14 protein-coding genes are annotated in these 9,339 nt (G+C 50.3%); 6 read left to right on the top strand and 8 right to left on the bottom strand.

Annotated elements, in window-relative coordinates; genetic code table 11:
* Positions 1-1,139, top strand: a 1,139-nt coding sequence (locus tag IQ260_RS21890; protein ID WP_228016336.1) for a hypothetical protein, incomplete at its 5' end; no start/stop codon positions are given.
* Positions 1,140-1,672: 533 nt separating this feature from the next.
* Here IQ260_RS21890 and IQ260_RS21880 read toward each other — a convergent pair.
* The 6 genes from IQ260_RS21880 to IQ260_RS21855 all read right to left on the bottom strand — a co-directional run bounded on the left by IQ260_RS21880 (position 1,673) and on the right by IQ260_RS21855 (position 4,119).
* Entirely contained in the window at positions 1,673-1,792 is a 120-nt protein-coding gene (locus IQ260_RS21880) for a photosystem II reaction center protein J (RefSeq protein WP_193995214.1), read from the bottom strand.
* Between the two features lie 78 nt (positions 1,793-1,870).
* Complete coding sequence (locus IQ260_RS21875; protein ID WP_073607317.1) at positions 1,871-1,990, bottom strand: photosystem II reaction center protein L; 120 nt, start codon at positions 1,988-1,990, stop codon at positions 1,871-1,873.
* 9 nt (positions 1,991-1,999) lie between these two features.
* Complete coding sequence (gene psbF, locus IQ260_RS21870; protein WP_193995213.1) at positions 2,000-2,134, bottom strand: cytochrome b559 subunit beta; 135 nt, start codon at positions 2,132-2,134, stop codon at positions 2,000-2,002.
* A gap of 53 nt (positions 2,135-2,187) precedes the next feature.
* Complete coding sequence (psbE, locus tag IQ260_RS21865) at positions 2,188-2,433, bottom strand: cytochrome b559 subunit alpha (protein ID WP_193995212.1); 246 nt, start codon at positions 2,431-2,433, stop codon at positions 2,188-2,190.
* 171 nt (positions 2,434-2,604) lie between these two features.
* Complete coding sequence (locus IQ260_RS21860) at positions 2,605-3,657, bottom strand: photosynthesis system II assembly factor Ycf48 (RefSeq protein WP_193995211.1); 1,053 nt, start codon at positions 3,655-3,657, stop codon at positions 2,605-2,607.
* 75 nt (positions 3,658-3,732) lie between these two features.
* Positions 3,733-4,119 (bottom strand): rubredoxin, encoded by a 387-nt coding sequence (locus IQ260_RS21855; protein WP_193995210.1) that lies wholly within the window; start codon positions 4,117-4,119, stop codon positions 3,733-3,735.
* A 252-nt stretch (positions 4,120-4,371) separates the two neighbouring features.
* Between IQ260_RS21855 and ndhC the strand changes: the two genes are divergently transcribed.
* The 4 genes from ndhC (at position 4,372) to IQ260_RS21835 (ending at position 6,966) form a co-directional block, all read left to right on the top strand.
* Positions 4,372-4,734 (top strand): photosynthetic/respiratory NAD(P)H-quinone oxidoreductase subunit C, encoded by a 363-nt coding sequence (ndhC, locus tag IQ260_RS21850; protein ID WP_193995209.1) that lies wholly within the window; start codon positions 4,372-4,374, stop codon positions 4,732-4,734.
* Positions 4,725-5,471: an NADH dehydrogenase subunit K gene (locus IQ260_RS21845; protein ID WP_193995208.1), complete on the top strand. Its 747-nt coding sequence runs from the start codon at positions 4,725-4,727 to the stop codon at positions 5,469-5,471. Before ndhC ends, IQ260_RS21845 begins: the two co-directional genes overlap by 10 nt.
* Positions 5,464-5,988 (top strand): NAD(P)H-quinone oxidoreductase subunit J, encoded by a 525-nt coding sequence (locus IQ260_RS21840; protein ID WP_193995207.1) that lies wholly within the window; start codon positions 5,464-5,466, stop codon positions 5,986-5,988. Before IQ260_RS21845 ends, IQ260_RS21840 begins: the two co-directional genes overlap by 8 nt.
* A gap of 153 nt (positions 5,989-6,141) precedes the next feature.
* Positions 6,142-6,966, top strand: coding sequence for a Stf0 family sulfotransferase (locus tag IQ260_RS21835; protein ID WP_193995206.1), 825 nt, complete (start codon positions 6,142-6,144; stop codon positions 6,964-6,966).
* On the opposite strand, the gene IQ260_RS21830 is transcribed toward IQ260_RS21835, so the two are convergent.
* Positions 6,967-7,620: a Fe2+-dependent dioxygenase gene (locus IQ260_RS21830; protein ID WP_193995205.1), complete on the bottom strand. Its 654-nt coding sequence runs from the start codon at positions 7,618-7,620 to the stop codon at positions 6,967-6,969.
* Between the two features lie 8 nt (positions 7,621-7,628).
* A complete protein-coding gene (locus IQ260_RS21825; RefSeq protein ID WP_193995204.1) occupies positions 7,629-8,684 on the bottom strand; it encodes a Fe(3+) ABC transporter substrate-binding protein in 1,056 nt (351 codons plus the stop codon).
* A gap of 237 nt (positions 8,685-8,921) precedes the next feature.
* Between IQ260_RS21825 and IQ260_RS21820 the strand changes: the two genes are divergently transcribed.
* The coding region (locus tag IQ260_RS21820) for a transcriptional repressor (RefSeq protein WP_193995203.1) at positions 8,922-9,339 on the top strand (418 nt) is incomplete at its 3' end.

Here is a 9,339-nt window from a genome sequence, read left to right as displayed (position 1 = left end):
AGAGACAGTCTGTCACCAGCGCTGCTGAGGAGCCCATTGAGGAGCCACCCACCCGTGCATCTGCGCCAGACGACGACGAACAATCACCCCCATCGGTCCTGAGTAACGAGGCAGCGGATGAAACAGCAGACGGAGTCAGCCTAGAAACAGACGCGCCGCCTGCAGCAGACGACCCGGCAGAACTAGGGGAGCAGGGCGAGGAGCAAAGCGAACCGCCGCCATTTGCAACTCCCAGGGTCTTTGAGTTGGACAGCATTGATGAAGAAGAGTTCGATCTAGAATTTGGTGACGCGAACGAACCTCTCTCAGAGGTAGCTCCTGTCATCCAAAGTGACCTCGAAATGGACGCACCTGAGGTGCCCCCCCATCTAGAGACTCCCGAGACCAACTCTCCGGACATAGGGGTAGCTGCCAAAATGGCCACGTCTAAAGCCGCAGGGGCGTTCAGGCGAAAGTCTCCCTATGGAGACTACCGCCAGGATGACTCCACCAATGATCGGTGGAATTCACCGACCCTCAACGTTGATCGAGCGTTTCAAAAACTACATCTGCGAGATCGCTTCTGGCAAAAACTTAACCTGTTGACCCAAGACGGCTATCGCCAATCCTTAGAGGTCAAAAAGGCGTTAGACATCTCCGATATCCGCTCTGATATGCGCTCTGAGGGCAATCCACAAAGTAATGAATTTGTAGTTTACGACCCCCCGTCCTACAAAAGCACTCAGCAGACGGAGCAACGGCCCCACCCGTCGGCTAATAGCGACGAGGTCCCTCGCATTCAAGTGCTGCCCCCCACCCTCGATGTCCCGAGCCAGGAGCTGATCGCGGGGGACTGGGTTGCCATTAGGGTGCGCGTACCCGTTAGTGACTATCAGCCCTATGTCAAAGTGTGGATGAATGATTTACAAACGCGCACATTGATTGATGCCCCACGTCTGCTGATGCAGTTTACCCCCAATGACGATGGCGACCTTGAAACGCTAATGCGGATCAAGGTGCCGACTGGCTGCTTAGAACTTCAGTTTGCTGCGATCGCAATCGACATGTCTAGTTTGCAAGAAAGCCGAAAAGTTGTCCAAAACCGTCGCGTTATGCCCCCAGACGATTCCCTATCGATATTTGATGATTGGCGTATGTAGGGGCGTTTGTCATATGCCATCAAACGGCTGCCATCAAACGGCGCTACATATCTTGCAAACTTTCTCAACAATTAGCATATGCCGCATCAAATCGCAGTAAATTAAGGTTTGGGTCTAGGATCCACATCCAAGTTAGACTGTTGAGCCTCTTTTAGGTTAAACCGACAGTTCTGGATGTAAAGACGATTAAATCTGCTGAGCAGTTGCTCATCGTTGAGAGATAGGAGACTTGATAAATGGATACATCCCTTTTGCCTCAGGTTATGGTGCCCATCGTGGCCATTCATGCATTTGCATTTATGATAGCCATGTTTCTGTACGTAGAACAGGAAGAAACGTCAGCATAAGTCTGTTGGCATAGGTCCAGGACTTCCTCAAATCCCAGCAAAATCAATAACTAAAACCCCCTTGATCCAATGGATCAAGGGGGTTTTAGTTACGCCCATTTCTAACCTAACTGCTGTATAGATTCGAAGTGCTTAGCACAACAATGATAGGTACTCGGACCAAGCCAGGTTCAAAGGCAAACGCACCTAGACGCCTGAGCCTACACCAGCATAGGCACCGTAGAAAAATAAACCGACAACTACTAGCACACCCGTGCCAGCAACAGTTGCCACAATCCAAAGGGGAATTCGGCCATTCTGAAACATGAATTTAACTCCTATTTATCACCTACTCTCATGAAAATGGGCTTAGATAGCGCCAGAGGCCACCAAAGCCCGATGCATTTAATTAAAGAAGTAGCTGGAAAACAATAGACCCAGAACAAACACAAGGAGCAAACCTAGGAACAAAGACGTACGGTTTAACTCAACGGGTTGCTTATTGGGATTTGGGGATCTGTCCACGGTAATCTCCTATCGCTGAATAAATTGCATCGCAGCAATGGCACCCAAGAAAAAGACACTGGGAACACCAAGGGTATGAACGGCGAGCCACCGTACTGTAAAAATGGGATAAACAACAGGCTCGTTAGGATTTCTGCTGGTCATAGGGAAATTCCAATCTCAATTGACAATCAAAGGGGTGCACTTATAAGTAGGGGCTAGTTACCAAACTCGGTAATTTGCTTGTCCGCGTCGTAGCGCTTTTCAAGAATGGGCACCTGTACCTGATTGTTAGGGAAGTACTCGTTGGGACGGGGTGTGCCAAACGCGTCATAGGCTAAGCCTGTAGACACAAATAGCCAACCGGCAATAAACAGTGCCGGAATAGTGATGCTATGGATGATCCAGTAGCGAACACTGGTAATAATGTCTGAAAAAGGTCGTTCTCCAGTTGAACCTGCCATTGTTAAAATCTCCTCTTAACAGCAAATAGGCGTTTATACCATCATAGGGAACAACGGATCTCCCTATCAAGCAACGATTCAGGTTTAGTTAAAGTTTTTTCACTTGAGGTCATGATTCGTTACATCAAAACCATGACTCAACACCATATCGCTAGTGTACTTTAAGTCGCTTCAAGCAGCGGCTTTCTCACCTAGATAGCGCAGCAGATAGCCCCGCTGTCCCAAAATAAAGCCCTGATCTGTCCCAAAGAATTTAATACGGTACAGATTAGACGGCACATCCCCAGCGGGCTCATCCTTCAGCCAGGTTTCGCCACCGTCGGGGCTCATGAGCAAGGTGCCGCTACCGCCACTGACCCAAACTTCGTCATCAGTCCGGTAACCCACATCTAAGAAACCCCAGCTAGAGCCGAGTTCAGGCTGTAGAGGATCACTCCAGGTTTCATATTTAGGGACTTCTGGACTTTCATTGGGCTGACCAAACTGCATCTGGCCACCTCGGGCAATTAACCACAGATTGCCATTACTGCTAAAGCCCATATTCTGTAAACGCTTCGAGTTCTCGCGATTGTGGGGCTGCCAGCTCTCTTGGCCAGGCTCCCACGTGGAGTAAAAGTTGCCCCGAGATGAAACGGCTACATAGCGGCCATCCTCACTGCGGGTCATGTTGCGCACTACACCAACGGCTGCTTGAACTAGAGCCGTCCAATGGCGGCCACTGTCGTCTGTACGGTAGATGGCACCGACATCGGTAGCCATCTCAACGGAGCCCTTAGCCATGGCAGTCACAACTAAAGGTCCCCCCGGTAGCTGAGCACTCAAGGGAATATTGGCCCAAGATTTACCGCCATCGGTGGTATGTAGCAGCACGCTAGGCAAACCGGCGACCCAACCTTCATCGCCATTAAAGCTAACGGAGGTAAAGGTGTAGCGCTGGTCGCCCAGATCCAGAACCTTTTGCTCCCAGGTCTGACCACCATCTGTGGTCTCAAATAATGACGACCGGCTACCCACTAGCCAACCGTGATCGGCCTCTGCCGCAAAGGCAACATCAGAAAATGTGGCGTCGGTTTCTAGTGCAATTGTCTGCCAGGGGTTAGCCTCCAGGGGCGGCAGAAAAAACTTTGTACAACCGACGCTGAGAAGTGCGATCGCAACTAGCATCAGTCGCTTTAGCCCGATGGCCATTCGCCCGTTAAAAAAGTCCGTTAAAACCGTTTGCATCTCTACTAATTCAAGACCAATAAACAAATGTTAGACATGAAAACCGGGCTGTGCCCGCTGGCTAAGCGCATCAGTCTATTTAAGACCGTACAAACTCATAAAAAAGAAAAAGGCTACCGCCAAAGCGCCAAAAATCAGAATGTTTTTTTGGCCAGGGGTCATCACATTAACACCCAGACCGTAGCCCAGGTTTTCACTAAACCCCGAAGGTTTACCCGCTGGACCAATGCTCGTAAACATCTTGGGACGTGACCCACACACCGGACAGCGCCAGGTGATTGGCAGCTCAGGAAATGGCACCCCCGGAGAAATATTTGCCTTACCATCCCCCTTTACCGGCTCATACACATAGCCGCAGGGGCGACACTCATAGCGATCCATTTCATAAGGGGTGGGCGGTGCAGATGCCTCTTCAGCCTCAGTGCCGTTCACCGCTGGTTTGTCATCAGGCTCAGTACTCATGGGGTGTTCAGGTAGCGTCGATGTAAACAATTATTACATACATGAGTGGGCTATCCTGATATCCCTGTCATTTATGAGGGACATTGCTGTCCCCTGCAAAAAAAATCGCCACTAGAAACATCAATGGCAACTGTCTAGGATTTTTATTGGCAGAATCTTCTATCGCCCTAGGATTCACCTACACAGCTGACTAGAATAGAAGTAAGCTAGTTGGGGACAATCAGCCCGCTGATAGGAAACCACAAAACGCGCGTGTTTGTACTAACTGGATACGAATACTTTTTACTCTTTTTGATTATTTGTAGCCTGGTGCCGGTCGCGGCACTGGTGGCGGCTAAGCTCCTCGGAGCCAAAGGAACGGGAGTGGCCCGGCGAACTACCTACGAATCAGGTATGGAACCCATTGGCGGTGCCTGGATTCAGTTCAACATTCGCTACTACATGTTTGCCCTGGTATTCGTCATTTTTGACGTGGAAACCGTCTTTCTATATCCCTGGGCTGTCGCTTTCCACACGTTGGGCGTTCTTGCATTTGTAGAAGCCTTGATTTTTATCGCAATTTTGCTTATTGGTCTGGTTTACGCATGGCGTAAAGGAGCATTGGAATGGTCATAAAGTCACCCTCAGGCAGTTCCTTAATTGGAGATAACGAACGGGTCATGAACCCGGCCGCCCCGCCTGCGGTTACCCAGGACCTGTCAGAAAACGTCATCCTCACCACCGTTGATGACATTTACAACTGGACTCGACTCTCCAGTTTGTTTCCCCTGCTATATGGCACGGCCTGCTGCTTTATTGAGTTTGCCGCCCTGTTAGGCTCCCGATTTGACTTTGACCGGTTTGGCTTGGCTCCCCGTTCGAGCCCCCGGCAGGCCGATCTGCTGATTACTGCCGGTACCGTCACTATGAAAATGGCCCCGGCTCTCGTGCGTCTCTATGAGCAGATGCCCGAACCTAAGTACGTTATTGCCATGGGGGCTTGCACCATCACTGGCGGTATGTTTAGCGTTGATTCTCCCTCGGCAGTGCGCGGTGTGGATAAGCTGATTCCTGTCGATGTGTATATTCCTGGCTGCCCACCGCGTCCTGAGGCAATTTTTGATGCGGTGATCAAGTTACGCAAAAAGGTGGCCAATGAGTCCATGCGCGAACGGGGTATTTTAGAGCAAACCCATCGCTACTACACCCGTGCCCACAAGATGGAAGTCGTCGATCCTATCCTGGACGGCAAATACATCCGCTCCGGCACCCGCGAGGCTCCCCCTAAGGAGCTGATGCAGGCTATGGGGATGCCCATGAACCTGCCCGAATCGGAGAAAGCGGCCCAGGCGGAGGAACAGACGAATGGCTGATGAAGAAAAGAAGTCTACTGAAGCAGCAGGCGCGATTGTTGAAGCGGGTCCTGTGTCCACCTGGCTAACCGAGCAGGGATTCTCCCATGAGATTATGGAACGGGATCACCTGAATGTGGAGCTGCTCAAGGTAGAGCCCGCATTTTTGATTCCGTTTTGTACGGCTCTGTATGCCTATGGGTTTAACTACCTGCAGTGTCAGGGGGCCTATGATGCGGGTCCTGGCCAGCCGCTGGTAAGCTTTTACCATTTGCTCAAGGTCAGTGATAACGCCGACCAGCCTGAGGAAATCCGCGTCAAGGTTTATATCCCACGGGATAACCCCAAGGTGCCATCGGTTTACTGGATTTGGAAGGCTGCCGACTGGCAAGAGCGAGAAAGCTACGACATGTATGGCATTGACTATGAAGGGCATCCAAATCTGAAGCGATTGCTAATGCCTGAAGACTGGGTGGGCTGGCCTCTGCGCAAGGACTACATTTCCCCTGATTTCTACGAGCTGCAGGACGCTTACTAAGCTCCTTATATCTAACGGCGTTGACCTTACTGTCTTGGCACTAGAGCCACCCATTGTTGCCAGGGCAGTATGTTATGCAGACAGACGTTAAACGATAAAAAACATTACTTGGGATATGCTGGAAGTTGGTAGAAACACTGATTTTTGGCTCCCATGTTGTTTGCAGGTTCTATTCCGGCAGAGCTGTTGCCGACCAAAAGTATCGTGATATGTTCTACAGGTAGATCTGGAAGTAATCTTCTGGGTTTAACCCTGGGGACTATTGGTTATACGGGTAAGTCCAGGGAATTCTTTTGTCCCGATGTATTAGCCGCAAACGGTGTGGGGTCACAGGCCAGTGATTTACATCCATACCTAGCCCAGGTATACGCCCAGGGAAAAACTCCAAACCAGGTGTTTGGGGTCAAGCTACATTGGGATCACATGATCAATTTGCTCAAAATTGTTCGCACGGATCCAGACTGGCAAGCACGGTCAGATATTGAAATTTTGTCCGCACTATTTCCTAATCCCAGATTTATTTTTATTCGGCGTCAGAACCTCGTTAAGCAGGCCATTTCTATGGAAATTGGGAAGCAAACGGGGGTGTATATTGTGCCTCAACAGGACGCTGACCGGCAGTCCCCTAGGGGTGAGCAAAAACTTTCCTTTAAGCCCTTAAATATCTATCGCTACAAGCAAGGTCTTAAGGGACGCAATCAGAAATGGCGGTCGTTTTTTCAACAAAACCACTTGCCTTTTTTAGAAGTGGTCTACGAAAATTTAGTCAATGACTTTGACAACATCATGCAGCAGGTCATTGAATTTTCTGGGGTTGAACTGCCGACAACAGGTGTGAAAATTACCAAAGCCACTAAAAAACAGGGCAGTCAGCTCAACGAACGCTGGCTCAGATATTACAAATTTATACCTGAGGGACCCCTAGGGTATTACTCTGAAATCAGAAGCTATGTGCGAAAAGCCTTAGTGAGCAGCTGATTATTCCGCCCAGCGTCTGAGCAGGTTTGACACGCTTTTAGACAGTAGATCAAATTCGGCGGTCTTGCCCTGTTGGGCAAAAATTGAACGCCGTACCGTATCAATATCAAACAGGAGTTCACGCTGAGCGGGGTCACGCACCAGGCTTTGCACCCAGCCTACGACCACCAACCGTTGTCCCTGGGTCACTTCATTTACCCGGTGGAGTGTGGACGAGGGGTAAATAATCGCGTGGCCCTCTGGCAGCTTATAGCTCTGCTCATCGTCAGCTCCCTCAACCACTAACTCTCCCCCTGCGTAATCAGTAGGCGCATTAAGAAAAAGAGTAAAGGAGACGTCTGAACGGTAGCCCCCCATCATGGCGTTGTCAGCATGGGTACCGTAGGACATACCCACGCTGTAGCGACTAAACCGTAAACTGTGAAGTTGCTTAGGCCGAACGCCTACTTGGAAGAGGGGATGACGGTTTAAGGCGGCCCTGACCATGGCTGCTAATGGTTGCCCCGTACCGGATGGGAGCTGCTGATTATGCTTCACTTGTTTGGCATACCAGCCGGCGGTGGTTTTACCGTCTACAAACTCAGCCGTGGCCAGCTCTGCTCGGATCTGATTTAGCTCGCTGGCGGTAAGCACATCAGGAATTTGAAATAGCATAGTTTGCCCTATTTCCAGCCTACCCGGTCCACGAGCTTAACCACGTCAGGGTTATTGCGACCGTAGGCAGAGACATTGACCTCGTCCACCTTAAACTCACCCAGCTCGGCCACGATGGGATCCATGGCCTCCCCTTCTACCACTGGATATTCATTGTTGCTGTCGGCAAAGACCTCCTGGGCTTCATCACTGACAAGAAATTCTAGAAATGCGATCGCACTTTCCTCATTATCAGCTCCGGCTACCATGCCCACGCCGCTGATATTCACATGGGTACCCCGGTCGTCCTGGTTTGGAAAAAACACCGCCGTCTTGGCGATCACATCCTGACTTTCCGGCTCATCGGACTTTGCTAACCTTGCCCAATAATAGTGATTAGCAATGGCCACATCACACTGCCCGGCAGCGACCGCTTTGATTTGATTGACATCGCCCCCGTCAGGATCGCGAGCGAAGTTATTCACTAAGCCCTCGGCCCAGGTCTCAGTGGCTTCTAACCCGATGGTTTCAATCAGCGAGCCCAACAGCGATTGATTATAAATATTGCCGGAGCTGCGCACACAGACGCGCCCGTTCCACGGGGGTTCGGCTAACGCTTCGTAGGTGGATAGCTCCGCCGGGTCAACTGTCTCCACGTTATAGACCAGTACCCGCGCCCGCTTGGTCAGCCCGTACCACAGACCGTCGGGGTGGCGTAAGCTAGCGGGCACCCGTTCATCTAACACAGGGGACGATACCGGTTGAAAAATGCCTGCCTGCTCAGCCCGCCACAGTCGGCCCGCATCTACGGTAATAAACACATCCGCCGGGCTGGCCTCTCCTTCTGCTTTGATCCGCTCGATCAGCTCGTCCGACTTCCCTTCTACGACGTTGACGTCAATGCCCGTTTGTTCTGTAAAGCTTTCAAACAGGTCATCGTCCACATCGTAGTGACGGGCCGAATAAACATTGACAACCGCATCTGGGGCCGCTGCATCCGGGGCCGCCGCATCTTGCGACTGATTACAGCCTGCGATCGCAATGGCTACTAGACCAGTACACACAAAAACAGATTTACGGGACATAGACATTATTAATGCAAAAGGTTCTCAATCAATAGTAGGGGAACTCGATTCACTAGGTGTAATTTTTCACTGGAATACTTACATCGGGTTCCATAGGAATGTCACTGATCCCCGAGCATTATTTTTCAGGGCCTTTTAGATATTTTTCGCAATAAGTAGAAACTATTGCAAACTGCCAAAAAATTCGCTAGGATTCTCATTAAGCATTGATTATTGATAGCTAACGGAGACAGGTTCATGGTCGCCTATACCCCTGCTGCAATGAAAGCAGAACTTCATGAGCGCGGGTGGCGCATGACCCCTCAGCGAGAAACGATCTTAAATACGTTTCAAAATGTTGCTAAAGGTGAGCATCTCAGTGCAGAGGAACTGTGTGAGACGCTCAAGGAAGAAGGCGAACCCATCAGCCTCTCTACCATTTACCGCAACCTCAAGCTGATGTCCCGCATGGGGATTTTGCGAGAGCTAGAGCTGGCTGAAGGTCAAAAACGCTATGAAATTAATCAACCTTCACCCCACCATCACCACCACTTGATTTGTGTACGGTGTAACAAAACTATCGAGTTTAAAAACGATTCTGTGCTGAAAGCCGGAGCCAAAATGGCTGACAAGTCTGGCTACCACTTACTAGACTGTCAGCTACTGATTCATGCTG

Source organism: Leptolyngbya cf. ectocarpi LEGE 11479, from assembly GCF_015207065.1.
GTDB classification, from domain to species: domain Bacteria; phylum Cyanobacteriota; class Cyanobacteriia; order Phormidesmidales; family Phormidesmidaceae; genus Leptothoe; species Leptothoe ectocarpi.
Note: the sequence above shows the minus strand (reverse complement) of the source record. Positions and strands in the feature narration are given on the sequence as shown.